The organism is Jiangella rhizosphaerae (assembly GCF_003579925.1).
In the GTDB taxonomy this organism is placed as follows: domain Bacteria; phylum Actinomycetota; class Actinomycetes; order Jiangellales; family Jiangellaceae; genus Jiangella; species Jiangella rhizosphaerae.
This window is the reverse complement of record NZ_QUAL01000020.1, coordinates 1-24164: the sequence shown is the minus strand read 5'-3', so window position 1 is coordinate 24164 and position 24164 is coordinate 1. Positions and strand designations below refer to the sequence as shown.

Sequence of the window (24164 nt, the reverse complement as noted above, 5' to 3'; positions counted from 1 at the left end):
CGTCAGAGCAACACCAAACGCTCACCCATCGAGTGCGGCACCCGATTCGGCGGCCTTGACGGCGGCGATGTAGCGGCGGGCGGAGTCGCGGAGGGCTTGTTCGGGATCGATGCCGCGCTCGCGGGCGGCCGCCGCCAGGGCGAACAGCGCGTCACCGACGTCGGCGGCGGACTCCGGCTCGCGCTCGAGCACCGACGGCACCGGAACCGGCACACCCGCCTTCTCGACCCGGTGGACCAGCTTGGCCGCCAGCGACAGCGCCGGCTGGGCGAGCGGCACGCCGTCTACCGCGGACGAGCGGTTCTTCTCCTCGCGCTTGAGCCGCTCCCAGCGCTCCCCCACGTCGGAGGCGGATGACGCCTCGACGTCGCCGAAGACGTGGGGATGGCGCCGCACCAGCTTGGCCGCGATGCCGGCCGCGACCTCGTCGATCCCCCACGGATCGGACGGCCGCTCCTGCGCGAGCCGGGCGTGGAAGACCACCTGCAGAAGGAGATCGCCGAGCTCCTCGCGCAGATCGTCGTCGTCGCCGGACTCGATCGCCTCGAGCGTCTCGTACGTCTCCTCGAGCAGGTACGTCGCCAGGCTGCGGTGCGTCTGCTCGGCGTCCCAGGGGCAGCCGCCGGGCGAGCGGAGCCGGTCCATGACGGCGACGAGGTCGAGCAGGCGCGCCCCGGGCAGGTCCGACGACCCGACCACGACCGGGACGCCCGGGAACTCCGACCCGTCGGAGCCGGGCGGGAGCAGCCACACCACGTCACCGGCGGACGGCGACGGCGGCGACGCCGCCACCTCGACCGTCACACCGGCGGCACGCAGCGCCGCGACCTGCGGGTGCGCCTCGTCGGCGACGTACACCGAGGCGGCGGAGCGCAGCGCGTCCCACGCCGCCGCGGAGAGCAGCCCGGGGGCGACGCGCGGGCTGGTGGAGAGCAGGACCAGGCTCACGAAGCCGGTTCGGAGATCGAGCCCGTGTCGCCGCTGACGGTGAGGTCGTCGCCCCAGGTGCCGAAGCGCGGGTTGACCTCGACGCCCAGCTCGTCGCCGAGGTCGACCAGGGTCTGGGTGAGCGCGGCGGTGTCGGCGCCGGTCTCCTCGGAGTAGGCCTGCGCGATCAGCTGGTCGGCGACGCCGGCCCGGAACGCCTTCTCGGTGTAGCCGGCCTGCGCGAGCGCCGTCTCGATGTCGCCGCCCGGAGCCTGCGCGGAGATCTCGTCGATGGCGTCGTCGATGTCGGCCTCGCTGACCTCGATGTCCTCGTCCTCGGCCAGGCGCAGGAAGATCTCGTGCTGGATGTGCCGGGTGAGGATGGTGCGCTGGAACGCCGGCATGCCCCCGGCCGCGTCGACGTCGAAGCCCTCGAGCCGCTGGGCGTGCTGGACCTCGTTCTGCAGGTCGTCGACGGTGAACCGGTCGCCGTCGATGACGACGGCGGCGCCGATCTGCTCGGAGTCGCACGCGGTCAGCGCGACGGCACTGGCCGCGGCGAGGGACGCGATGACGATGCGTCGGATGGTCGGCACGGTGATCCTCTTCGTCGGTACTCGAGTTCGGCGTACAGCGGGACGGACGATGCCCGCGCGCATCCTATCCAGCCCGGGTCCCGGCCCGGTCGGGCTGGTGGGCGATGACGTCGTCGATGACCGTCTTCGCCCAGGCCAGCAGCTCGACGCCGCGCAGTTGCGGGCCGCCGATGGTCGTCGGCCGCGGCCGGGGCACCAGCATCGTCCCGACGGCGTCCTTGACCAGTGACTTCGGGTAGAGCCGATTCAGCCGCACCCGCTGCCAGTCGGCCAGCTCGACGTGCGCGAACCGGATGTAGGTGCCCTGGACGGTGACCTCGGACAGCCCCGCCCGCCGGGCGTACGCCCGGAACCGGGCCACCGCCAGCAGGTTCTCGACCGGCTCAGGCGGCGCGCCGTAGCGGTCCTCCAGCTCGTCGCGCACGGCGCCGACGGCGGCGTCGTCGATCGCCTCGGACAGCCGCCGGTACGCCTCGAGCCGCAGCCGCTCGCTGGCGACGTAGTCGTGCGGGATGTGCGCGTCGACCGGCAGCTCGATGCGGACCTCGGGCAGCGCCTCGGCGCCGTCGCCGCGGTACTCGGACACCGCCTCGCCGACCAGCCGCACGTAGAGGTCGAACCCGACGTCGGCGATGTGGCCGGACTGCTCACCGCCGAGCAGGTTGCCGGCCCCCCGGATCTCGAGGTCCTTCATCGCGACCTGCATGCCGGCGCCGAGGTCGGAGTGCTGCGCGATGGTGGCCAGCCGCTCGTGCGCCTCCTCGGTCAGCGGCGTCTCGCGCGGGTAGAAGAAGTACGCGTACGCCCGCTCGCGGCCGCGCCCGACCCGGCCGCGCAGCTGGTGCAGCTGGGACAGGCCGAGCCGCTCGGACCGGTCGACGATCAGCGTGTTGGCGTTGGAGATGTCGAGTCCGGTCTCGACGATGGTCGTGCACACCAGCACGTCGATCTCGCGCTGCCAGAACGCGTTGATGACCTGCTCGAGCGCGTGCTCGCCCATCTGCCCGTGCGCCGTGGCGACCCGCGCCTCGGGGACCAGGTCGCGCAGCCGCGCGGCGACCTTCTCGATGGTCTCGACCCGGTTGTGCACGAAGAACACCTGGCCGTCGCGCATCAGCTCGCGCCGGATGGCCGCGCCGACCTGCTTCTCGTCGTAGCCGCCCACGTAGGTGAGGACGGGGTGCCGCTCCTCCGGCGGCGTGGTGATGACGCTCATGTCGCGGATGCCGGTGATCGACATCTCCAACGTCCGCGGGATCGGCGTCGCCGACATCGTCAGCACGTCGACGTTGGCGCGCAGGTGCTTGAGCTTCTCTTTGTGCTCGACGCCGAAGCGCTGCTCCTCGTCAACGATGAGCAGGCCGAGGTCCTTGAACCGGACGTCGCCCGTGATCAGCCGGTGGGTACCGATGACGACGTCGACGGAGCCGTCGAGCAGCCCCTCGATCGTCTCGGCGGCCTCGGCGTCGGACTGGAACCGCGACAGCGCCCGGATGGTCACCGGGAACGGCGCGAACCGCTCGGAGAACGTGGCGAAGTGCTGCTGCACCAGCAGCGTCGTCGGCACCAGCACGCCGACCTGCTTGCCGTCCTGCACCGCCTTGAACGCCGCCCGGACGGCGATCTCGGTCTTGCCGTAGCCGACGTCGCCGGCGATGACGCGGTCCATCGGGATCTCGCGCTCCATGTCGCGCTTGACCTCGTCGATGGTGGACAGCTGGTCGGCGGTCTCGACGTACGGGAAGGCGTCCTCGAGCTCGCGCTGCCAAGGGGTGTCCTGGCCGAACGCGTGACCGGGCGCGGCCTGGCGGGCGGCGTAGAGCTTGATCAGCTCGGCCGCGATCTCCTTGACCGCCTTGCGGGCCCGGCCCTTGCGCTTGGCCCAGTCGCTGCCGCCGATGCGGTCGAGGCTCGGGGCGTCGCCGCCGACGTACTTGGTGACCTGCTCGAGCTGGTCGGTCGGGACGTAGAGCCGGTCGGCGGGCTGGCCGCGCTTGGACGGCGCGTACTCGACGACGAGGTACTCGCGGGTGGCGCCCTGCACCGTCCGGCTCGTCATCTCGACGTAGCGCCCGACCCCGTGCTGGTCGTGCACGACGTAGTCGCCGGGCTTGAGCTGGAGCGGGTCGACCTGGTTGCGCCGCCGGCTGGGCATGCGGGTGGTGCCCTTGGTGGACACCCGCTGCCCGGTGAGGTCGTCCTCGGTCAGCACGGCCAGCGCGGCGGAGTTGGCGATGAACCCGTGCTTGAGCCCGCCGGTGGTGACGAGGACGACGCCCGGCTCCGGCGCGGCGACGACGTCCTCGACGTAGCGCGCCGGGACCTCGGACTCGCCCAGCACCTCGACGACACGTTCCGCGGTGCCGTGCCCGCCGGTGACCAGGACGGCGCGGCCGCCGGTGGCCAGCCAGCCGGAGAGGTCGGCGACGGCGCGCTTGGTGTCGCCGCGGTAGGTCTCGGCCGGGCGGACGTCGAGCTCGCGGGTGGCGACGGCGCCGGCCGTGACCATGTCCTCTCCGAGGTCGACGGCGTACAGGTCGGCGTCGAGGTCCTCCTTCTCAGGGCGCGCCGGAGCGTCGTCGGACGTCCCGAGGCCGAAGGAGCTCAGGCTCCACCACGGCAGTCCCTGCCGGATGGCCTGCGCCCGCACGTCGCCGAGCGTGTGGTACGCCGCCGCGCCGAGGTCGATCGGCGCCTTCCCGCCGCCGGCCGCGGCCGCCCACGACGCGTCGAGGAACTCCTGGCTGGTGGCGACCATGTCGTGCGCCCTGGTGCGGACCCGCTCGGGGTCGCAGACCAGCACGTGCGTGCCCGCGGGCAGCAGGTCGATCAGCATCTCCATGCGGTCGACCAGCACCGGAGCCAGCGACTCCATGCCCTCGACGGCAACGCCGGCGGCGATCTTCTCCAGCATCTCGGCCAGCTCGGGGTGCTCGTGTGCCAGCGCGGCGGCGCGCCGCCGGACGTCGTCGGTGAGCAGCAGCTCGCGGCAGGGCGGCGCCCACAGCCCGTGCTCGGCGGCGTCGGTGGACCGCTGGTCGGCGACGGTGAAGTAGCGGATCTCCTCGACGGTGTCGCCCCAGAAGTCGACCCGCAGCGGGTGCTCCTCGGTGGGCGGGAAGACGTCGACGATGCCGCCGCGGACGGCGAACTCGCCGCGCCGCTCCACGAGGTCGACGCGGACGTAGGCGGCCGCGGCCAGCTGCTCGACGACGGTGTCCAGCGCGACGTCGTCGCCGGGCCGCAGCGCGACCGGACGCAGCTCGGCCAGCCCGGCGACCTGCGGCTGCAGCACGCTGCGCACCGGCGCGACGACGACCTTCACCGGCCCGCCGGACTCCTCGTCGGGATGGACCAGCCGGCGCAGCACGGCCAGCCGCCGGCCGACGGTGTCGCTGCGCGGCGAGAGCCGCTCGTGCGGGAGCGTCTCCCACGCCGGGTACTCGACGACGGACTCCGGCGGCAGCAGGCAGCGCAGCTCCGTGGCGAGGTCCTCGGCCTCGCGTCCGGTGGCCGTGACGGCGAGCACCGTCCGGCCCGCCCCGGCACCGGCGGCGTCGGCGGCGATGGCCCCGGCCACGAACGGGCGCAACGCCGGCGGCGCGGTGAGGTCGAGGGCGGTGACCGCACCCGTGCGCGCGTCGGCGACGGCCGAGCGCAGGGTGGGGTCGCCGTCGTCGCCGAGCAGGGCGGACAGCAGACCGCTGAGACTCATCGGTTGACCTTCCGGGCACGCAGCCATGCCCCCACACCTGCTGGGGTGGGGGGTTCGGTACCACCGAGCTTACGACGTCCCACCGACAGAGTCGCGACGATGCGGACGGCGATGGGGGTCGCGCCAGGACTCTCGCGCCGGTACCTGTGCGCCGGTACGGCAGCGTTTGTTCTCCCCGGCGTTCGCCGGGGCTCCCCGTCCCCCTGCTGCCCCATTCTCTTGCCGCGAACGAGCGCGTCAAGCGGACTAGTGGCGCTTCGCGCGACGATGACCGCTTGACCCACCCGCCCGCGGCCAAGAACGGGCAGCTATCAGGGGGACGGGGAGGATGTGGGCACGCCTCACACTTGTCCTGCCCGTTTCGCGTGCTTTGTCGGACTGTGGACAGCGATGACCATCGGCGATCGCCTACATCACGAGGATTCCGTGAGCATCACCATGACTGTAGGGGTGTTGGCGCTGGGGTAATCCTCGTGATGGCCCCCGAATCACGGTGAAATCTCACCAGGCGGACGCTCCACGACACCAAACTCACACCGAAACGGGCGCAGAGGCCTAGCGCCGTCGCCGCTCTTCCCCCGTCCCCCTGATAGCTGCCCGTTCTTAGCCGCGGGCGCGCGGGTCAAGTCCAAGCGCCCCAACCACAGCGGAGCCCGACCACAACGCGCGCGGACTTGAGGCGCGCGCCCGCGGCCAAGACAATCGGGCAGCAGGGGGACGGCCCCAACGCGGCAACCCCAGGCCAACCCAGACGCGACCCACCATCTCGAAGACCGGACAGGCACCGAAAGCTGTTCGACAACCGGACACCTGATGTCCGGTCTGTGGTCGGATGCGGCTGATCTGCTGTCCAGTCATGACCGGCGACCACAACCCCTTCCGAGGGCTCAGGCTGGACGCGATCGACGCCACCCGGCGCAGGTTCCTCACCGTCACGGGCGCGGCCATGGGCCTCGCCGTGGTGGGGTCGCTGCCCGGGCTCGCGTCGGCCGACGGGTCCGCCGTCGAGCTCACCCAGTTGCCCGAGTATCCGTTCGCGCTGGGCGTCGCGTCGGGCGACCCGCTCAGCGACTCCGTCGTCCTGTGGACCAGGCTGGCGCCCCGGCCGCTGGAGCCGTTCGGCGGCCTCGGCCCGCGCCCGGTGATGGTGCTGTGGCAGGTCGCGGAGGACCCGGACTTCCGCCGCGTCGTGCGCAGCGGCAGCGCCCGGGCCCGGCGCGAGGAGTCGTACAGCGTCCACGTCGACGTGCAGGGGCTGCGGCCGTGGCGGGAGTACTGGTACCGCTTCCGCGTCGGCCGGCACGTGAGCCCCGTCGGCCGCACCCGCACGGCGCCCGCCCCCGGCGACTCGCCGCAGGCGCTGCGGTTCGCCTTCGCCTCCTGTCAGGCGTACTGGGAGGGGTTCTACACCGCCTACCGCGACCTCGCCGCCCACGAGCACGACGTCGTCTTCCACCTCGGCGACTACCTCTACGAGTACGGCGTGGGCGTCGGCGCCGGCGTGCGTCAGCAGCAGCTCCCGGCCGACACGCTGCGCGAGACGGTCACGCTCGACGAGTACCGCAGCCGGTACGCCCTGTACAAGCTCGACGCCGACCTGCAGGCCGCGCACGCCTCGGCGCCGTGGATCGTCACCATGGACGACCACGAGGTCGAGAACAACTGGGCCGACGAGATCCCCGAGGGCAACACGCCCACGCCGACCCGCAACGAGTTCCTCGTCCGCCGGGCCAACGCCTTCCGCGCCTGGTGGGAGCACATGCCGGTGCGCCTGTCGCAGCAGCCGATCGGGCCGGACGTCCAGCTGTACCGGCGCTTCCAGTACGGCGACCTCGTCCGCTTCAACCTCATGGACACCCGCCAGTACCGCGACGACCAGGCGGCCGGTGACGGGTCCGACTCGCCGAACCCCGGTTCGCTCGACCCGAACCGCACCATCACCGGCGCGGAGCAGGAGCGCTGGCTGCTGGACGGGTTCGCGGAACGGTCCGCACGCTGGGAGGTGCTGGCGCACCAGACCGCGATCGCGCAGCTGGACACCCGGGCCGGCGCCGACGTCATCGTCCCGATGGACACCTGGGACGGCTACGTCGCGTCGCGGCAGCGGGTGCTCGGCGGCGCGGCCGAGCGGGGCGTGCGCAACCTCGTCAGCATCGCCGGCGACCTGCACCGCAGCGTCGTCTCCGAGCTCAAGGCCGACTACGCGGACCCCGCGGCCCCGGTCATCGGCACAGAGTTCGTCGGTACGTCGATCAGCTCCGGCCGCGACGGCATGGACAACGACGAGGGCGGCCTGACCATCCTGGCGGAGAACCCGCACGTGAAGTTCTCGAACTTCCAGCGCGGCTACGTCCGGGTCGAGGTGACGCCGGAGCGGTGGCTGGCCGACTACCGGGTGGTCGACCGCGTCACCGTCCCGGACGGCACGGTCAGCACCCGCACCCTGCTCGCCGTCGAGGACGGCGACCCGAGCATCCACGTGGTGGGAGGCCAGGCATGAAGCGGCGGCAGATCGCGGTCGTGGCGGGTGCGGCGACGGTGCTCGGCCTGCTCACGGCGGTGGCGAGCACGGCGGCACGGCCGGACGACGACCCCGTCCGGCTCGCCGCGACGCCCGAGGGCGGCGTGCGGGTGGTCGGGCTGCCGTGCCTGCCGAGCTCGTTCCAGCTCGGCATGACGAACGCCGGCACGGCCGACCTCTACGCCGACGTCGAGCTGGCCGCCGGCGGCCCCGTCGTGCTGGACCGCCGGCTGGTGTCGTCGTGGCTGCCCGCCTGGGATCCCGACCACACCGTCACGGCGCGGATCGGCGTCACCGTGCCGCTCGACGCCGAGCCCGGTTCGTACGAGGTGCGGGCGACGACGGACGGCGCGGAGGTTACCGTCCCGGTCGAGGTGCTGCCGCAGCCGCCGAAGGGTGACGGCGCGAACCTCGCGCTCGGCGAGCAGGCGGTGGCGTCGTCCACGCACGCGAACTTCGACGTCTGCGGCGCCGTCGACGGCAACACCGACTCCGAGCAGTGGGACACGCTGACCGGCTGGAACGACGGCACCAGCGGCGTCTTCCCGGACACCTACGACGTCACGCTGGCAGCGCCGGCGTCGATCTCGCGGGTCGAGACCTGGACGCTGGACTCGACGCGCTACCCGGCGGCCCGCTACGGCCTGCGCGACTTCGACGTCCAGGTGCGCGCCGGCGGGGCGTGGCAGACGGTGGACGAGGTGCGCGGCAACACCGCCGGCCGGGTGACGTCGACGTTCGCGCCGGTGACGGCGGACGCCGTCCGGATCGTCGGCCTGGCGTCGAACAACCGCGACTACTCGCGGCTCATCGAGGTCGAGGTCTTCACGAGCTGACCATCGGACCGAGGGCCGCCCGCGTCGTGCGGACGGCCCTCGGTTCGGTGGCTCAGTGCTCGAGCGCCGGGAGCTTGTGCAGGGGCTTCGGCAGCCACCAGTTGCGCTCGCCCAGCAGCACCATGATCGACGGCAGCAGCACGGCCCGGACGATGGTCGCGTCGATGAGGATCGCCGCGGCCAGGCCCACGCCCATCTGCTTGAAGTCGATGGCGCCCAGCGTCGCGAAGATCGAGAACACGGCGACCATGACCACGGCGGCGCTGGTGACCACGCCGGCGGAGCGGATGATGCCGGTGCGGACCGCCTCGCGCGTCGTCATGCCGGCCTTGGCGCCCTCGCGGATTCGGCTGACGACGAACACGTGGTAATCCATCGACAGGCCGAACAGGATCACGAAGAGGAACAGCGGCAGCCAGGTGATGATCGCGCCGGTGGACTCGAAGCCGAGGAACCCTTCGGCCCAGCTGTTCTGGAACACCAGCGTCAGCAGCCCGTAGGAGGCGGCGACGGAGAGCAGGTTCAGTCCGGCGGCGGTGAGGGCCACCGCCAGCGAACGGAACGCCATCACCAGCACCACGATCGTCATGAGCAGGACGAACCCGATGACGATCGGCATCCGGTCGGCGAGCAGGCCGCGGAAGTCGACGTTGCCGGCGGTCATCCCGGTGACGCCCGTCTCCACGCCGTCGATGCCGCCGAAGGCCGCCGGCACCAGATCGTCGCGCAGCACCCGCAGAGAGTCCTCGGCGCGCTCGTCGTCGTGCTCGTACGGCACCGGCACGTCGATGCGGGCGACGGAGCCGTCGGTGGAGTACTCGGCGACCAGGCCGTCGCCGGCGGCGAACTCCGGGTCGGCGGCGAGCTGCGCGCTCAGCCCGGCGACGGCGCCGTCGGCCGCCTCGGTGTCCAGCGGCGAGCCGTCGGGCGTCCAGACGGCGATGTCGTGCGCGGCGCCTTCGGACGGGAACGCCGTGGTGATGGCGTCGTACGTCTGCACCTCGGGCACGTCCTTGGACAGGTCGGAGATGCCGGGCTGCGACAGCTTCATGCCGAGCGCCGGGGCGGCGAGTGCGAGCAGCGCCAGCAGGCCCGCGACCAGCGCCGTCTTCGGGTGCCGCAGCACCGGGCCGAGCACGGCGCGCCACACTCGCGGCTCGCCGCCGTCGCGCCGACGGAGCCGCCACAGCAGCGGGATGCGCGGCCGGTCGATCCAGCGGCCGAAGATCGCCAGCAGGGCGGGCAGCGCCGTGACGGAGCCGACGACGGCCACCGCGACGACCAGGATGGTGCCCATGGCCAGCGACTGGAAGGTCGCCTCGCCGGCGAAGAACATGCCCGCCATCGCGATGATGACGGCGATGCCCGAGACGACGACCGCCCGGCCCGACGTCGCCGCGGCGACCGCGACGGCGTCCATGGTGCCGCGGCCCTTCTCGCGCTCCTCCCGCTCGCGGCGGACGTAGAACAGCGAGTAGTCGACACCGACGGCCATGCCGACGAGCAGGACGACCGAGGCCAGGATGTCGGTGGACGGCACGACGTACGACGCGAACGCCGACAGCCCCATGGCCGCGACCACCGAGGACAGCGCCAGCAGCACCGGCACCGCGGCCGCGATCAGCGCGCCGAACACGACGAGCATGATGAGCAGGCTGACCGGCAGCGACAGGTACTCGGCTCGCTGCAGGTCGTCCTCGTAGACCTGGTCGAGTGCTTCGCCCAGCGACGCGTCGCCGACCTGCCCGACCGTCAGCGCCGGGTCGGTGTCGTCGACGACCTCCGCGATCTCGGCGGCAGCCGCGCTGGCGGCGTCCTCCTCCTCGGCGTCGGTGCCCTCGGGGACGTCGAGCGTCACCTCGTAGAGCGCGGCGGTGCCGTCCTCGGACACCTGCGGGTCGGACACGCCGGCCACGCCCGGGGCGGCGGCGAGGTTGGCGGTGAGCGTCGTGACGGCGTCCGAGCCGGTGTCGACGGCGCCGCCGTCGGCGGACCGGACCAGCACCGACTCGGTGAACGGGTCGTCGAAGTCGGCCTGGATGAGCGCCTTGTCGGCGCCCGCGGAGGCGCCCACCCCGTTCTCGCCGTCCTCCACCTCCTTGGTGCCGACGGCGCCGCCGCCGACGATCGCGGCCGCGACGAACGCCAGCCAGAGCACGATGGCCAGCCACTTGTGGGTGGCGCTCCAGCGGGCGACGCGCACGACCAGGCCGCGGCGCGGCGGCGGTGGCAAGGGCGGAGTCGGTGCTGGCGGTCGGTCGAGAGGAAGGGTCGTGGTCATGATGCGTCCCGTCGGCAAGAGTCGGTGAAGTCGCGTCTCACTCTCGCCGGGCACGCGTCGCGAGGTAACCCGGAAAGCCCCCGATTCACCCTGGGGGAATCCCCCGGTTCCACGCTGGGGTAAGCCCAGAGATGTCCCGCTGACCAGCCGATTTACGGAAGCTCGACGCGGCAGGGCAACGCCTGGGCGCTGGCGAGCCGGCGGTCCGCCGTCACGAGCGGGACGTCGAGCGCCGCGGCGATCGCGACGTAGACGGCGTCGTAGAAGGTGACGTTGTCGCGCAGTGCCCAGGCGGCGGTCGCGATGGCGCCGGTGTGCTCGTACCGATGGTCGATGAGCCTGGGCGCCGCCGAGAGGACGGCTTCGCCGTGCGCCGCTGTGAGATCGCCACGCTGGACGTGGCGCCGGAGCACGTTGCCGAGTTCGGCGTCGATGAGATGCGGCGCGTGGACGGTGTCGTCGCTGAGCCGGCGCCGCAGCCGCGCAGCCGGGTCCGCACTGGTGATCGCGGCATACACCAACGCCGACGCGTCGATGACGAACGCCATCAGCGACGGTCGGCGTGCACGTCGCCGGCGATCGCCGACGCGTTGGTCTTCGCCGGCCCGTAGCTGGCGAGTGCCGCCTCGAGGGCGGCGACGGACTCCCGCTTGGTGGGGCGTGCCGCCATTGCGATCACCTGATCGCGCATGTACGACTGCAGCGACTTTCCCTCGGCACGCGCCCGCTCGCGGATGGTCTCGTACGCCTCATTCGGAATCTCACGCACCTGGATCGTCCTCATAGCGCTATTTTAGCGCTACCGGTCACGGTTCCTCACCGAGCGTCGACGAACGGACGGTGACCGAGGCGACGAACTCCTCGTCGACGGTGTGGCCGAGGCCGGGGCCGGTGGACACCTCCACCACCCCGCCCGAGGCGGAGATGGGCGGTGTGACGACGTCGCGCTCGTAGTACTTGTCCGACGCGGACACGTCGGACGGCAGTGTGAAGCCGGGCAGGCTGGACAGCGCGACGTTGGCGGCGCGGCCGACGCCGAACTCGTGCATGCCGCCGCACCAGACCGGGATGTCGTGCTCGGCCGCGAGATCGTGCGCGGCCACCGCCGGTCCGAGCCCGCCCATGCGCGACACCTTGATGTTGAGCACCTTCAACGCACCCAGCACCACCGCGGTCCGCAGGTCGTCGAGCGTGTCGATCGACTCGTCGAGGCAGACCGGGGTCTCGACGTCGCGCTGCAGGGCGGCGTGGGCGAGCAGGTTCCGCGGCGCGAACGGCTGCTCGATCATCGTCAGGCCGTGCTCGTCGAGCGCGCGCAGTGCCGCCACCTCGTCCTCGGACTCGCCGTAGGCGCCGTTCGCGTCGACGTGCAGCATCAGTTGCGGGAACGCCGCCCGCACGGCGCGCACCGGCTCGACGTCCCAGCCGGGGGCGATCTTCAGCTTCACCCGCGGGTAGCCGGCGTCGACGTGCTTGGCGACCTCGGCGAGCAGGTCGTCGACGGTCGGCTCGATGCCCAGCGACACCCCCGCGACCACGGACGAACGGACGCCGCCGAGCGCCGTCGCCAGCGACACCCCGCCGGACAGCGACCACAGCGTCCACGCCGCGATGTCGACGCCGGCCTTGGCGAACTGGTGGCCGCGCACCTTCGCCCACAGCCCGGCCACCTCGGCGGGGTCGTCCCAGCGCACCCCGAGCAGCGACGGCAGCAGGTACCGCTCGGCGACCAGCCAGCAGGTGTCGACGGTCTCCGGCGAGTAGAACGGGTCGGTGGGCGAGGCGATCTCGCCCCAGCCTGCCGTGCCCGACTCGTCGGTGAGGCGGACGAGGATGTGGTCGAGGTGGTCCTTGGCGTGCGAGCTGGTGCGGAACCGGTGCACCAGCGGCAGCCTGACCAGGTGCAGGGACGCATGGGTGACGCGCACGGTCAGTCCTCCCAGTAGAGGTCGAGGTCGTGGGCGAGGCGGTCGCGCTCGGCCAGCCGGCGCCGGGCACCCTTCGCGCTGGCGGTGGTGAGCGTGGCCAGCAGGTGCAGGACGGCGGCCACGGCGGTGGGCGAGTCGGCGAACGAGGCGCTCGCGGTCGGCACGACGATGGACTGCCCGGCGACGGCGGTGAGCGGCGACGCCGCGGTGTCGGTGACGGCGACGACGGTGCCGCCGGCGGCCGCGAACCGCCCGGCCAGCGCGACGGTCTCGCGGCGGTACCGGCGCAGCGAGACCGCCACCAGCACGTCGGTGTCGCGGACGTCGGCCAGCACGTCGAGGTGCCGGACCAGCGTGCCGTCGACCAGCGTGACGTTGGACAGGCCGGCGGACAGGTCGACGGCCAGCAGCGACGCGTACGCGAACGACTTGCCGGTGCCGGCGACGAACCGGCGCCGCGCCGCCACCACCGTCGCCGCGGCGGCCACCACCGAGCCGTCGGAGGCCACCCGCTCGAAGGCCTCGGCCAGCGTCCGCGTCTCCTGCTCGATCACCCGCGCCTGCAGCGCCGCCGCCGACGACGGCCGCTGCAGCCGGGCGCCGAACCGCTGGGACGGGCTGGTCAGCTCGGTCATGGCGTGGCCCGGACGAAGCGGTAGGCGCCGGTCTGCGTCGAGACCCGGACGCAGGACGTCGCGACCGAGCCGTCGGCGATCAGCGAGCCGATGACGGCGCCCAGCTCGCGCCGCTGCTCCGGGGTGGACGTCAGCGGCAGCGGCAGCCAGGTGTCCGGGCCGGCCGGACGGGGCCGCAGCCATCCGGCCGGGTCGGCGAGGTCGGCGGGCAGGACGGCGGGCGCCGGGGCCTCGCGGGCGCGGCGTTCGTCGTCGAGGTCCCAGTCGACGATCATGCGGTCGGTGTCGGGCAGCCCGAAGAACTCCGGCCGGAACCACCGCCCCGTCGCACCCAGCACGTCGAGGTTGAAGTGCGCGTTGCGGACCACCGACGGGTCGAACGACCAGCGCATGCGGGTCTGCCCGCCGGCGAGGGCGACCTCGCGCTGGCCGCGCTTGAGCGCCCGCCCGAGCCCGCGCCCCTGCTGCCCGGCGGCGACGACGGCGGCCTGCGAGTAGTGGTAGACCTCGCCGCGGTCCATGCCGACGAAACCGTACGCGAACGCGACCAGCTCACCGTCGTCGCCGCGGACGCCGACCACCGAGCCGCCGTTGGCCGCCAGCGACGCGAGCAGCCGCGGGTTCACCGAGTGCGCGGGGTCCTCGTAGCCGAACACCTCGCGGTACAGGCGGGCGGCGGAGGCGAGGTCGGCGGCGGACGTGAGTCGCTCGACGCGCGGGATCATGACCCTCCTAGGAGCAGATACGGATCGCAAATCACGCAGAGCAACCCGTAGGCCGACCACGATGACGATGATACGAAACGTATAGTGGTGAGATGAACGGTACCGCACCCGACGTCGACGCGATGGTCGACCGGCTCGAGAGCTACGTCCGGCACGAAACGCCCACCGGCGATGCCGCCCGGCTGGACGCGTTCGGCGAGGTCCTGCTGGCGCGGCACCGCGAGCTCGGCGCGACGGTGCGCCGGGTCGCCGCGCCCGGGGGCGACCACCTGGTCATGGAGCACCCCGGCCGGGGCGCGAAGGCGGGCGCGGCGCCGGTGCTGTTCCTCGGGCACCACGACACCGTGTGGCCGGTCGGCCAGCTCGACGGCCCGATGCCGTGGCGGGTCGCCGACGGCGTCGCCCACGGCCCGGGCGCCTACGACATGAAGGGCGGCCTGGTCGTCATGGAGGCCGCCCTCGAGCTGGCCCGCGACGCCGGTGAGGCCGGCGGCACCGGACGCCCGCCGGTGCGCGTCGTCGTGGTGGCGGACGAGGAGGTCGGCTCCCCGACGGCGTCCGCGCTGGTTGCCGAGGCCGCCCGCGACGCCGTCGCCGTGCTCGGGTTCGAGTCGCCGCACCCGGACGGCTCACTGAAGTCGGGACGGCGCGGCAGCACCCGGCTGCGGCTGGCGGTCGAGGGCGTCGAGGCGCATGCCGCGCTCGATCCCGGCGCCGGCATCTCCGCCGTCGACGAGCTGGTCGACCAGTTGATCCTGGTCCGCTCGATCGTCCGGCACGCTCCGGGCGACGTGCTGTGCAACGTCGGCACCATCGCCGGCGGCGGACGCACGAACGTCGTCCCGGCGGCCGCCCACGCCGACATCGGGCTGCGGTTCGCCGACGCCGAGTCCGAGCGGGTGGTGCTGGACGGGCTGACGTCGCTGCGGCCGATCCGGTCCGGCGCGGCGGTGACCGCCGAGGTGATGTCGCGGCGGCCGACGTGGGCACCGGGCGAGGCCAGCGCCGCCCTGCTGGGCACCGTGCGCCGGGCCGCGGCGACCCTCGACCTGCGGATCGGCGGCGCACCGGCGGCGGGCGGCGCCGACACCAACACCACCGGGTCGCTCGGCGTCCCGACGCTCGACGGCTTCGGCCCGCGCGGCGCCGGCGCGCACGCCGTCCACGAGCAGGTCGTGGTCGCGTCGCTGGAAGAGCGGGCCCGGCTGGTCGCCGCGGTGCTCGCCGAGATCTAGCCCGCCGCGCCGGCCGACTGGCCGGCCGCCTTCTTCACCAGCGAGGCGAGCAGTTCCTCGTCGGCGGCGGTCAGGTTCCGCAGGCCGAACGCCGTCGGCCACATCGTGCCGTTGTCCAGCAGCGGTGCCTCGTTGAACCCGAACGTCGCGTACTCCGTGCCGAACTTCGCCGCGGCCTGGAAGAAGCAGATCACCTTGCCGCCCTTGGCGTAGGCGGGCTGGCCGTACCAGGTCCGCGGAGCGAGCTCGGGCGCGGCGGACCGGACGAGCGCGTGGATCTTCTCGGCCAGCACGCGGTCGGACTCCGGCATCTCGGCGATCTTCTCCAGTAGCTCGGCCTCGGGATCGCGCTTGCCGCCCTTGGACTTCTTCAGCTCCTTGGCCCGCTCCTTCATCGCGGCCCGCTCGGCCTCGTCGAACCCCTCGTACGTCGCGCCGGACTTCTGCGTGCTCATCGGCCGGTCCTCCCCGTGCTGCCTGTACTGACACGACCCAGGCTAGGGAGCTCGCACGACCCGCCGCTTCTCGAATCCTGACCGATCTTGCGTCGCCCACAAGCTGACAGTTACTCTCAGAAAGTAGAAACGTTCTAAGTCGAGTGACTGTCGGAGGCTGTCGTGGCAACCCTGCTGTACCGGATCGGGCGGTTCTCGTATCGGAGCCGCCGGCTGGTCGGTGCCGTCTGGCTGGCGGTGATCGCGCTGGCCGGGGTGGCCGCCGCGACGCTGTCCAGCCCGACGTCGGACTCGTTCGCGATCCCCGGCACGGAGTCGCAGGAGGCGTTCGACCTGCTGCAGGAGCGGTTCCCCGGTTCCTCGCCGGACGGCGCGGCGGCGCGGCTGGTGTTCGCGGCGCCTGACGGCGGCACCGTCACCGACCCGGCCCACCAGCAGGCGATCGTCGACGCCGTCACCGAGATCGATGCCGGGCCGCAGGTCGCCGAGGTGGTCGACCCGTTCGCCGCCGGCCTGGTGTCCGAGGACGGCCGCATCGCGCTGGCCGAGGTCACCTACGCCGTCGACTTCCTGTCGCTGGAGCCGGAGACCCGCGAGACCCTGGAGGACGCCGCCGACCTCGCCCGCGAGTCCGGGCTGCGGGTGGAGCTGGCCGGCACGGCCGTCGAGCCGGAGCCGGAACTGGGCAGCGAGCTGCTCGGCATCGCCGTCGCCGCGCTCGTGCTGGTCATCACGTTCGGGTCGCTGATCGCGGCGGGCATGCCACTGCTCACCGGCATCGTCGGCGTGGGCGTCGGCGTCGCGCTGGTCACCGCGGCCACGGCGTTCGTCGACCTGAGCACGATCACCCCGATCCTCGCCACCATGCTGGGCCTGGCGGTCGGCATCGACTACGCGCTGTTCATCGCCTCGCGCTACCGCCACGAGCTGGCCTCCGGCGTGCCCGGTGACGAGGCGGCCGGCCGGGCGATCGGCACGGCCGGGACCGCGGTCGTGTTCGCCGGGCTCACCGTCGTCATCGCGCTGGCCGGGCTCGCCGTCGTCGGCATCCCGATGCTGACGGAGATGGGCCTGGCCGCCGCCGTCACCGTCGCGATCGCCGTGGTCATCGCGCTGACCCTGCTCCCGGCGCTGTTCGGGTTCGCCGGACGGCGGATGCTGTCCACGCTGCCGGGGCTGCGGTCCCGCGCCGCCGACCCGGAGGACGACGCGCCGCGGCTGAGCCGCCGGTGGGCCGGCCTGGTCACCCGGCACCCGGTCGTCGCTCTGACGGCGAGCATCGCCGGCCTCGCGGTGCTCGCGCTGCCCATGCTGGACGTCCGGTTCGGGCTGCCCGACGAGGGCACCTACCCCGCCGACACCACGCAACGCCAGGCCTACGACCTCACCGTCGAGGGGTTCGGGCCGGGCTTCAACGGGCCGCTGCTGGTGGTCGTCGACGGCGCCGGAAGCGTCGAGTCCGCGGCCGCCGACGTCACGGAGGGCCTGCGAGGGCTCGACGGGGTCGCGCTGGTCACGCCGCCAGAGCTGGACCCGGCCGGCCGGACCGCCGTCGTCACCGTCGTCCCGGCGAGCGGGCCGTCCAGCCCGGAGACCGAGCGGCTGGTCGAGGCGATCCGCTCCGAGCTTGCAGGTGCGGACGCACCCGCCGGCGCGGCCGTCCTGGTGACCGGCACGACGGCGCTGTTCATCGACTTCTCCGAGCGGATGTCGCAGGCGCTCCTGCCGTACCTGTTGGTCGTCGTCGGGCTGTCGTTCGTGCTGCTGATGTTGGCGTTCCGGTCGCTGGTCGTGCCGCTGAAAGCGGCGCTCGGCTTCCTGCTGACGATGGCGGCGACGTTCGGCGCGATGGTCGCGGCGTTCCAGTGGGGCTGGCTGACCGGCGTCGGCGTCGACGAGGTCGGCATGATCAACAGCATGCTGCCGATCGTCGTCGTCGGCATCGTGTTCGGCCTGGCCATGGACTACGAGGTGTTCCTGGTGACGCGGATGCGCGAGGCGTACGCCCACGGCGAGCCGGCGGTCGGCGCCGTCACGACGGGGTTCGGCCACGGTGCGCGGGTGGTCACCGCGGCGGCGATCATCATGATCAGCGTGTTCGGCGGGTTCATCCTGAACGAGGCGGCCGACGTCCGGCAGATCGGCTTCGCGCTGGCCGTCGCGATCGCCGTCGACGCGTTCGTCGTACGGATGACCATGGTGCCCGCCGTGCTGGCGCTGGTCGGCGACCGCGCCTGGTGGCTGCCGCGGTGGCTGGACCGGCTGCTGCCGGACGTCGACATCGAGGGCGCCCGGCTCACCGGCGCCCAGGAGGATCAGAACCGCCAGCGGGTCGCCGTCAACCCGTCGGCGCCATAGCCGAACGCCCTCGTCGGGGTGATCTCGTAGAAGGCGTACTCAGGCGAGCCCGGCAGCGTGTCGTCGTGGATGCGGCCGTCGCGCAGCGTGAACCGCCAGTCGTACTTGGCCGCGAAGGCCGCCGCGGCGCGCTGCCGCCGCTCGGGGTCGGTCATCCGGGTCGCGTCGCCCTCGACGACAAGGTCGATGGTCTCGGTCGCGATGGTCACGACGCACCCCCCGCCGTGGTCCAGGTTGCGGCCCTTCACCGTGCCGGGCCGCGTGCTGACCACCAGCGCGCCGCCGACCCACACCGCCAGGACCGGCATCGCGTGCGGACGGCCGCTCGCCCGGCTCGTGGACAGCCAGTACTTGGGTGCCGCGGCAAGCTGTTCGGCCGCCGCCGGCCATGACTTGATGGTGGCCGGATCGGTGCTCATCGGCACCGCGTCTGCCTGGAACAGCAGCTCGGCGATCGGCTGGCTGGTGGGCTCGGTGGTCGTGGTCATCGCGGCCTTCCGGGGCGTGGTGGTCAGTTCCTCGAGGGAACTCAAGCTATGGGCGTGCTGGAGCGGCGGCAGTACTCCGACCGGCCGCCGCGCTACGAGTACGCACTGACGCCGAAGGGGCTGGAGCTCACGCAGGTGCTGATGGCGATCACCGCCTGGGGCGACCGCTGGACGGCGGGCGAGGCCGGACCACGGTACTGCTGCGGCACCAGGCGTGCGGAGAGCATGTGCGCGCTGAGGTGCGCTGCTCCCACTGCGGCGAGTTGCTCCGCGGCGACGAGGTGGACATCGAGGAAGGCCCCGGCGCTCGATCGTGACGATGATGGTCGGCGCCCAGTCCGCCGAGCCCGTCAGCCGAGGGCGTCGCGGGCGCGGACGAAGGCCTGGGTGGCCTCGCGCAGGTCGTCGAGGGTGTGGGCGGCCGAGACCTGGGTGCGGATGCGAGCCGCGCCGTGCGGAACCACCGGGTAGCTGAAGCTGACCGCGTAGACCCCCTCGGCGAACAGCAGCTCCGACAGGCGCGCCGCGCGGGCGGCGTCGCCGATCATGACCGGGACGATCGGGTGCTCACCCGGCAGCACGTCGAAGCCGAGCGCCGTCATCTCCGAGCGGAAGAACCGCGTGTTCTCGCGCAGCCGGGCGCGCAGCTCGCCGCCGGAGACCAGCCGCTCCAGCACGGCGTGCGCCGCGGTGACGATGGACGGGGCGACGGAGTTGGAGAACAGGTACGGCCGCGACCGCTGCCGCAGGTACTCCACGATCTCCGCCCGCCCCGACGTGTAGCCGCCGCTGGCCCCGCCCAGCGCCTTGCCGAGCGTGCCGGTGACGATGTCGACGCGGTCGGTGACGCCGAAGTGCTCCGGTGTCCCGCCGCCGCTCTCGCCGATGAACCCGACCGCGTGCGAGTCGTCGACCATGACCAGCGCGTCGTACTGCTCGGCGAGGTCGCAGATGCGGTCCAGCGGCGCGAGGTAGCCGTCCATCGAGAACACGCCGTCGGTGGCGATCAGCCGGAACCGGGCGTCCTGGGCCTCCTTCAGCCGCGCCTCGAGCTCGCCCATGTCGGCGTTGGCGTAGCGCAGCCGGCGCGCCTTGGACAGCCGGATGCCGTCGATGATGCTCGCGTGGTTGAGCGCGTCGGAGATGACGGCGTCCTCGGGGCCCAGCAGCGTCTCGAACAGCCCGCCGTTGGCGTCGAAGCAGGAGCTGTACAGGATGGTGTCCTCGGTGCCGAGGAAGTCGGAGATGCTGCGCTCCAGCTCGGTGTGGATGGTCTGCGTGCCGCAGATGAACCGCACCGACGCCATGCCGAAGCCCCACTCGTCGAGGCCGCGCTTGGCCGCCTCGATCAGCCCGGGGTCGTCGGCCAGGCCGAGGTAGTTGTTGGCGCACATGTTGAGGACGCTGCGGCCGTCGGCCAGCGTGACCCGGGCGCTCTGCGGGCTGCCGATGACGTGCTCGGGCTTGTACAACCCGGCCGCCCGGATCTCGTCGAGGTTCTTGCGCAGCTCCTCGCGCATCGCTCCGTACATCGCGTCCTCCTACCGCTGCGCCCACTCGATGATGACCTTGCCACTGTGCCCGCTGCCGGCCGCCTCGAACGCCGCCTCGTACTCGGCGGCCGGGAACCGGTGGGTGACGACGCGGGCGATGTCGACCCCCGCGGCGACCAGGACCGACGCCTGGTACCAGGTCTCGTACATCTCCCGGCCGTAGATGCCGCTGATGGTGAGCATGCGCAGCACGATGCGCGACCAGTCGACGCTGCTCTCCTTCGACGGCAGGCCGAGCATGGCGATGCGCCCGCCGTTGGCCATCGACTCGATCATGTCGTGCAGCGCGATGGGGTCGCCGGACATCTCCATGCCGACGTCGAATCCCTCGGCCATGCCCAGCTGCTGCCGCACCTCCTCCAGCGTCGTCGACCGCACGTCGACGGTGGTGCCGGCGCCCAGCCGGGCGGCCAGCTCCAGGCGGTACGGATTGACGTCGGTGATGACGACGTTGCGGGCGCCGGCGTGCTTGGCGACCAGCGCGGCCATGATGCCGATCGGCCCGGCGCCGGCCACCAGCACGTCCTCGCCGTGCACCGGGAACTTGAGCGCGGTGTGCACGGCGTTGCCGAACGGGTCGAAGATCGCGGCCGCGTCGAGGTCGATGCCGTCGGGGTGCCGCCAGAGGTTCCCGGCGGGCATCACGATGAACTCCGCGAACGCGCCGTCGCGGTGCACGCCGATGCCCTGCGTGTTCGGGCACAGGTGCCGCTGACCGGCCCGGCAGTGCCGGCACCGCTCGCACACGATGTGGCCCTCGCCGCTGACGAGGTCGCCCACCTGGACGCCGCGGCTGCCGGGCCCGACCTCGACCACCTCGCCGACGAACTCGTGCCCGACGACCAGCGGCGGGACGATGTTCGCCTGCGCCCACGGATCCCAGTTCACGATGTGCAGGTCGGTGCCGCAGATGCCGGTACGCAGCACGCGGACCAGCGCCTCGCCCGCCCCGGCCGCCGGCATCGGGACGTCCGTCAGCTCCAGCCCGGCGCCGGGTCCGGCCTTGACCAGTGCTCTCACCCGCGCGAGCGTAACGCACCAGGTGGCGGGGGCTGCTGTCCACCCCGTGAGACGCGGTCGGCTACCCTACGCCGAATGCAGGTGGTCATCGCTGGCGGGCACGGCCAGATCGCACTCCGGCTGGAACGGCTGCTCACGCTGCGCGGCGACACGGCGGTGGGCCTCATCCGCAACCCCGACCAGGCCGGCGACCTCGCCTCGGCCGGCGCGACGGCCGTCGTCGTCGACCTCGAGCGGGCGACGGTGGACGAGGTGGCCGCGGAGGTGCGCGGCGCCGACGCCGTCGTGTTCGCCGCCGGCGCGGGGCCGGGCAGCGGCGCCGCCCGCAAGGACACCGTCGACCGCGGCGCGGCGGCGCTGCTGGCCGACGCGGCCGAACTGGCCGGGGTGCGGCGCTACCTGCTGGTGTCGTCGATGGGCGCGACGACCGAGCCGCCGGCCGACCCCGGCGACGTGTTCCAGGTCTACCTGAAGGCCAAGGGCGACAGCGAGGCCGACCTGCGCCGGCGCGACCTCGACTGGACGGTGCTGCGCCCCGGCAGCCTGACGAACGACCCCGGCACCGGCCGGGTGCGGCTGGCGCCGTCGGTCTCGCGCGGCCGGGTCACCCGCGACGACGTCGCGGCGGTGCTCCTGGCGCTGCTGGACCAGCCGGGCACCGCGCGGCTCACGCTGGAACTGGTCGGCGGCGACGTCCCTGTCGACGACGCGGTGCGGGCGCTGGCGGGCTGAGACGAGTTCCGTCGCGGCCTGCCGACGGCCCTAAGCTGGGCGCCGTGGCCGCCGCCGAACCGACCCCCGGTCCCGCACTGACCCCCGATCCGATCGCCCTCACCACGCTCGAGCTGGCGCTGCTCGGCATCGCCGTGCCCGGGGCCGCCGCACCGCCGCCGGCGGTCGCCGTCGAGCTCGACCCGCTGCCGGCCAAGAAGCCCGCGCCGGGTAGCGAGCTGACCATCACCGACGCCGAGGGCGCGCCGGTCGCCGTCGTCACCGTCGAGTCCGCGACCACCCGCAAGCGGCGGCTGACGGTGAAGGGGACGGTCCGCCGCGCGGCGGCGGCGACTGACGACGACGAGCCGCGCGGGGCGTACGCGGCCTACCGGCGGACGCCCGAGCAGGCGCGGCTGGACGGCGCGGCGGCCGTCGTGACCCGCGACCCGGTGGATCTGCGCACGCTCGAGGCCGCGACGGCGAAGGCCGGTCAGCCGGTGCTGCTGATCGTGCTGGACGGGCCGCGCGCCGTGCCGGGGCCCGACGCCGCCGACGTCATCTCGGCGACGCTGACGCTGCGCGACCGGCTGCGCCGCGACGGACGCCGGGCCGAACTGGTCGTCGTGCCCGCCCCGCAGTACGGCGACGACCGCGACGACGAGCTGGCCACGCGGATCGCCGTCGCGTACGGCGGCACCCGGGTCGTGCCGGCGCAGCCGCCCTCGGCCGACGCGCTGCGCGACTGGCTCGACGGCACCGCCCCCGAGCCGGCCGACTGGCCGTCGGCGAGCCGGCACGCCTGGCGCCGGTGGCGGCCGCTGCCCCACGAACGCGGGCTGGTGCTGTTGTTCACCGGGCTGTCCGGGTCGGGCAAGTCGACCATCGCGCGGGCGGTCGCCGACCGGATCGCCGAGATCGGCACCCGCACCGTCACCCTCCTCGACGGCGACGTCGTCCGGCGCAACCTGTCCGCCGGGCTCGGCTTCTCGAAGGAGGACCGCGACCGCAACGTCGAGCGCATCGGGTTCGTCGCGGCCGAGATCGCCAAGCACGGCGGCGTCGCGGTGTGCGCGCCGATCGCGCCGTTCGCCGCCACCCGGGCACAGGTCCGTAGCATGGTGGAGGCGCACGGTGACTTCCTGCTGATCCACGTCGCCACCCCGCTGGCGGAGTGCGAGCGACGCGACCGCAAGGGCCTCTACGCACGCGCCCGGGCCGGGGAGATCCCCGAGTTCACCGGCATCTCCAGCCCGTACGAGGAGCCCGACGACGCCGACCTCGTCATCGACACGACCGGCATGTCGGTCGTCGCCGCTCGGGATGCCGTGATCACCCTGCTCGACCAGGGCGGGCGGCTCTGACGCAGCCCGCCGGGCTGGCCGCGGAGGGTGCCCGGGCGCCGGGGACCCTCCGCGCCGCTGGAGGTCTGCCGTCCGATGAGACCGCAGACCTCCATCGCGCGCGATCGAGCTCTGCCGTCCGAACAGACCGCAGACCCCCAGCGGCACGACCAGCACCCCCGAGCTGCGGATTCGCCGGCGCGGCGGCGGGCGGCGGCCGCCGTCCCATGGGACAGCCACACCGACGCAGACCATTCGCGCTGGTAGAGGTCTGCCGTCCGATGAGACCGCAGACCTCCATCGCGCGCGATCGAGCTCTGCCGTCCGAACAGACCGCAGACCCCCAGCGGCACGACCAGCACCCCCGAGCTGCGGATTCGCCGGCGCGGCGGCGGGCGGCGGCCGCCGTCCCATGGGACAGCCACACCGACGCAGACCATTCGCGCTGGTAGAGGTCTGCCGTCCGATGAGACCGCAGACCTCCATCGCGCGCGATCGAGCTCTGCCGTCCGAACAGACCGCAGACCCCCAGCGGCACGACCAGCACCCCCGAGCTGCGGGTTCGCCGGCGCGGCGGCGGGCGGCGGGCGCCGTTTCCCATCGGGCAACCGTTGCCCGGCTGGTCAGAGGCGTGCGGGCAAGCGTCCGGGCAAGGGTCGCCGCTCAGCCTGAGACGCATGAGCGTCACGATCACGGGAGCGCGGCGGCAGACCGGGACCGGCGTGGCCGGCCGGCTCAATGACGAGTGGGACCGGCTGCGCGCCGACGGCCGGCCGGACGCGGTCGCCCGCTGGGCCGCCGCCGAGCCGGCGCTGGCCGGCTGCCGCGACCTCGCCG

General features: G+C 73.2%; 19 protein-coding genes and 1 pseudogene. 7 read left to right on the top strand and 13 right to left on the bottom strand.

Translation table 11 applies throughout. From position 1 onward, the window contains the following. Positions 1-21: 21 nt before the first annotated feature. The 3 genes from DY240_RS02375 to mfd all read right to left on the bottom strand — a co-directional run bounded on the left by DY240_RS02375 (position 22) and on the right by mfd (position 5238). Complete coding sequence (locus DY240_RS02375; protein ID WP_119658371.1) at positions 22-948, bottom strand: MazG family protein; 927 nt, start codon at positions 946-948, stop codon at positions 22-24. Beyond that, positions 945-1523, bottom strand: a complete 579-nt coding sequence (locus tag DY240_RS02370) for a SurA N-terminal domain-containing protein (RefSeq protein ID WP_158602709.1) — start codon at positions 1521-1523, stop codon at positions 945-947. The genes DY240_RS02375 and DY240_RS02370 overlap by 4 nt, the downstream gene beginning before the upstream one ends. A 64-nt stretch (positions 1524-1587) precedes the next feature. Further along, positions 1588-5238 carry a transcription-repair coupling factor gene (gene mfd, locus DY240_RS02365; RefSeq protein WP_119658369.1) on the bottom strand — a complete coding sequence of 1217 codons (3651 nt, stop codon included), beginning with the start codon at positions 5236-5238 and terminating at the stop codon, positions 1588-1590. Between the two features lie 856 nt (positions 5239-6094). Between mfd and DY240_RS02360 the strand changes: the two genes are divergently transcribed. Together DY240_RS02360 and DY240_RS02355 are read left to right on the top strand one after the other, a co-directional pair. After that, positions 6095-7738 (top strand): alkaline phosphatase D family protein, encoded by a 1644-nt coding sequence (locus DY240_RS02360; protein WP_119658368.1) that lies wholly within the window; start codon positions 6095-6097, stop codon positions 7736-7738. Next, positions 7735-8595: a discoidin domain-containing protein gene (locus tag DY240_RS02355; protein WP_119658367.1), complete on the top strand. Its 861-nt coding sequence runs from the start codon at positions 7735-7737 to the stop codon at positions 8593-8595. The genes DY240_RS02360 and DY240_RS02355 overlap by 4 nt, the downstream gene beginning before the upstream one ends. A 52-nt stretch (positions 8596-8647) precedes the next feature. Here the strand turns inward: DY240_RS02355 and DY240_RS02350 are convergent, their stop codons facing one another. From DY240_RS02350 to DY240_RS02325, 6 genes are all read right to left on the bottom strand, one after another. Then, the gene (locus tag DY240_RS02350; protein WP_199700649.1) at positions 8648-10828 is read right to left on the bottom strand and encodes an MMPL family transporter; all 2181 of its coding nucleotides are present in this window, start codon (positions 10826-10828) and stop codon (positions 8648-8650) included. A 200-nt stretch (positions 10829-11028) separates the two neighbouring features. Further along, positions 11029-11424, bottom strand: a complete 396-nt coding sequence (locus DY240_RS02345; protein ID WP_199700647.1) for a type II toxin-antitoxin system VapC family toxin — start codon at positions 11422-11424, stop codon at positions 11029-11031. Next, positions 11424-11660, bottom strand: coding sequence for a FitA-like ribbon-helix-helix domain-containing protein (locus DY240_RS02340; protein WP_199700645.1), 237 nt, complete (start codon positions 11658-11660; stop codon positions 11424-11426). The genes DY240_RS02345 and DY240_RS02340 overlap by 1 nt, the downstream gene beginning before the upstream one ends. Before the next feature lie 22 nt (positions 11661-11682). After that, positions 11683-12804: an o-succinylbenzoate synthase gene (gene menC, locus DY240_RS02335; RefSeq protein ID WP_119658364.1), complete on the bottom strand. Its 1122-nt coding sequence runs from the start codon at positions 12802-12804 to the stop codon at positions 11683-11685. Positions 12805-12806: 2 nt separating this feature from the next. Continuing rightward, complete coding sequence (locus DY240_RS02330) at positions 12807-13439, bottom strand: MurR/RpiR family transcriptional regulator (protein WP_119658363.1); 633 nt, start codon at positions 13437-13439, stop codon at positions 12807-12809. Further along, positions 13436-14164, bottom strand: a complete 729-nt coding sequence (locus tag DY240_RS02325) for a hypothetical protein (protein ID WP_119658362.1) — start codon at positions 14162-14164, stop codon at positions 13436-13438. Before DY240_RS02325 ends, DY240_RS02330 begins: the two co-directional genes overlap by 4 nt. A 92-nt stretch (positions 14165-14256) precedes the next feature. Here DY240_RS02325 and DY240_RS02320 point away from each other — a divergent pair, with 92 nt between their 5' ends. Continuing rightward, positions 14257-15399: a M20/M25/M40 family metallo-hydrolase gene (locus tag DY240_RS02320; RefSeq protein WP_119658361.1), complete on the top strand. Its 1143-nt coding sequence runs from the start codon at positions 14257-14259 to the stop codon at positions 15397-15399. Here the strand turns inward: DY240_RS02320 and DY240_RS02315 are convergent. Further along, positions 15396-15854, bottom strand: coding sequence for an iron chaperone (locus DY240_RS02315; RefSeq protein ID WP_119658360.1), 459 nt, complete (start codon positions 15852-15854; stop codon positions 15396-15398). The genes DY240_RS02320 and DY240_RS02315 overlap by 4 nt on opposite strands. A 162-nt stretch (positions 15855-16016) precedes the next feature. Here DY240_RS02315 and DY240_RS02310 point away from each other — a divergent pair, with 162 nt between their 5' ends. Then, positions 16017-18212, top strand: a complete 2196-nt coding sequence (locus DY240_RS02310; RefSeq protein ID WP_119658359.1) for an MMPL family transporter — start codon at positions 16017-16019, stop codon at positions 18210-18212. Here the strand turns inward: DY240_RS02310 and DY240_RS02305 are convergent. Continuing rightward, positions 18170-18700 (bottom strand): pyridoxamine 5'-phosphate oxidase family protein, encoded by a 531-nt coding sequence (locus tag DY240_RS02305; RefSeq protein WP_119658358.1) that lies wholly within the window; start codon positions 18698-18700, stop codon positions 18170-18172. The genes DY240_RS02310 and DY240_RS02305 overlap by 43 nt on opposite strands. A gap of 48 nt (positions 18701-18748) precedes the next feature. On the opposite strand from DY240_RS02305, the pseudogene DY240_RS33945 reads away from it, so the two are divergent. After that, positions 18749-18817 (top strand): annotated as a pseudogene (locus tag DY240_RS33945) (winged helix-turn-helix transcriptional regulator); the annotation flags it as partial. Positions 18818-19050: 233 nt separating this feature from the next. On the opposite strand, the gene DY240_RS02295 reads toward DY240_RS33945, so the two are convergent. Then, positions 19051-20232, bottom strand: a complete 1182-nt coding sequence (locus DY240_RS02295) for a glycine C-acetyltransferase (RefSeq protein WP_119658357.1) — start codon at positions 20230-20232, stop codon at positions 19051-19053. Between the two features lie 9 nt (positions 20233-20241). Then, on the bottom strand, positions 20242-21273 hold the full coding sequence (tdh, locus tag DY240_RS02290) for an L-threonine 3-dehydrogenase (protein ID WP_119658356.1): 1032 nt from the start codon (positions 21271-21273) through the stop codon (positions 20242-20244). A 75-nt stretch (positions 21274-21348) separates the two neighbouring features. Here tdh and DY240_RS02285 point away from each other — a divergent pair, with 75 nt between their 5' ends. Continuing rightward, positions 21349-22005 (top strand): NAD(P)H-binding protein, encoded by a 657-nt coding sequence (locus tag DY240_RS02285; protein ID WP_119658355.1) that lies wholly within the window; start codon positions 21349-21351, stop codon positions 22003-22005. 44 nt (positions 22006-22049) lie between these two features. Next, a complete protein-coding gene (gene cysC, locus DY240_RS02280) occupies positions 22050-23348 on the top strand; it encodes an adenylyl-sulfate kinase (RefSeq protein WP_199700643.1) in 1299 nt (432 codons plus the stop codon). Positions 23349-24164 lie beyond the last annotated feature (816 nt).

What these genes read in the sequence shown, in the direction of transcription:
- DY240_RS02285 (WP_119658355.1), top strand. Translation starts at nt 21,349, where the DNA reads ATGCAGGTGGTCATCGCTGGCGGGCACGGCCAGATCGCACTCCGGCTG.
- DY240_RS02295 (WP_119658357.1), bottom strand. Translation starts at nt 20,232, where the DNA reads ATGTACGGAGCGATGCGCGAGGAGCTGCGCAAGAACCTCGACGAGATC.
- DY240_RS02345 (WP_199700647.1), bottom strand. Translation starts at nt 11,424, where the DNA reads ATGGCGTTCGTCATCGACGCGTCGGCGTTGGTGTATGCCGCGATCACC.
- DY240_RS02325 (WP_119658362.1), bottom strand. Translation starts at nt 14,164, where the DNA reads ATGATCCCGCGCGTCGAGCGACTCACGTCCGCCGCCGACCTCGCCTCC.
- DY240_RS02330 (WP_119658363.1), bottom strand. Translation starts at nt 13,439, where the DNA reads ATGACCGAGCTGACCAGCCCGTCCCAGCGGTTCGGCGCCCGGCTGCAG.
- mfd (WP_119658369.1), bottom strand. Translation starts at nt 5,238, where the DNA reads ATGAGTCTCAGCGGTCTGCTGTCCGCCCTGCTCGGCGACGACGGCGAC.
- DY240_RS02305 (WP_119658358.1), bottom strand. Translation starts at nt 18,700, where the DNA reads ATGACCACGACCACCGAGCCCACCAGCCAGCCGATCGCCGAGCTGCTG.
- DY240_RS02360 (WP_119658368.1), top strand. Translation starts at nt 6,095, where the DNA reads ATGACCGGCGACCACAACCCCTTCCGAGGGCTCAGGCTGGACGCGATC.
- DY240_RS02340 (WP_199700645.1), bottom strand. Translation starts at nt 11,660, where the DNA reads ATGAGGACGATCCAGGTGCGTGAGATTCCGAATGAGGCGTACGAGACC.
- DY240_RS02320 (WP_119658361.1), top strand. Translation starts at nt 14,257, where the DNA reads ATGAACGGTACCGCACCCGACGTCGACGCGATGGTCGACCGGCTCGAG.
- DY240_RS02355 (WP_119658367.1), top strand. Translation starts at nt 7,735, where the DNA reads ATGAAGCGGCGGCAGATCGCGGTCGTGGCGGGTGCGGCGACGGTGCTC.
- DY240_RS02315 (WP_119658360.1), bottom strand. Translation starts at nt 15,854, where the DNA reads ATGAGCACGCAGAAGTCCGGCGCGACGTACGAGGGGTTCGACGAGGCC.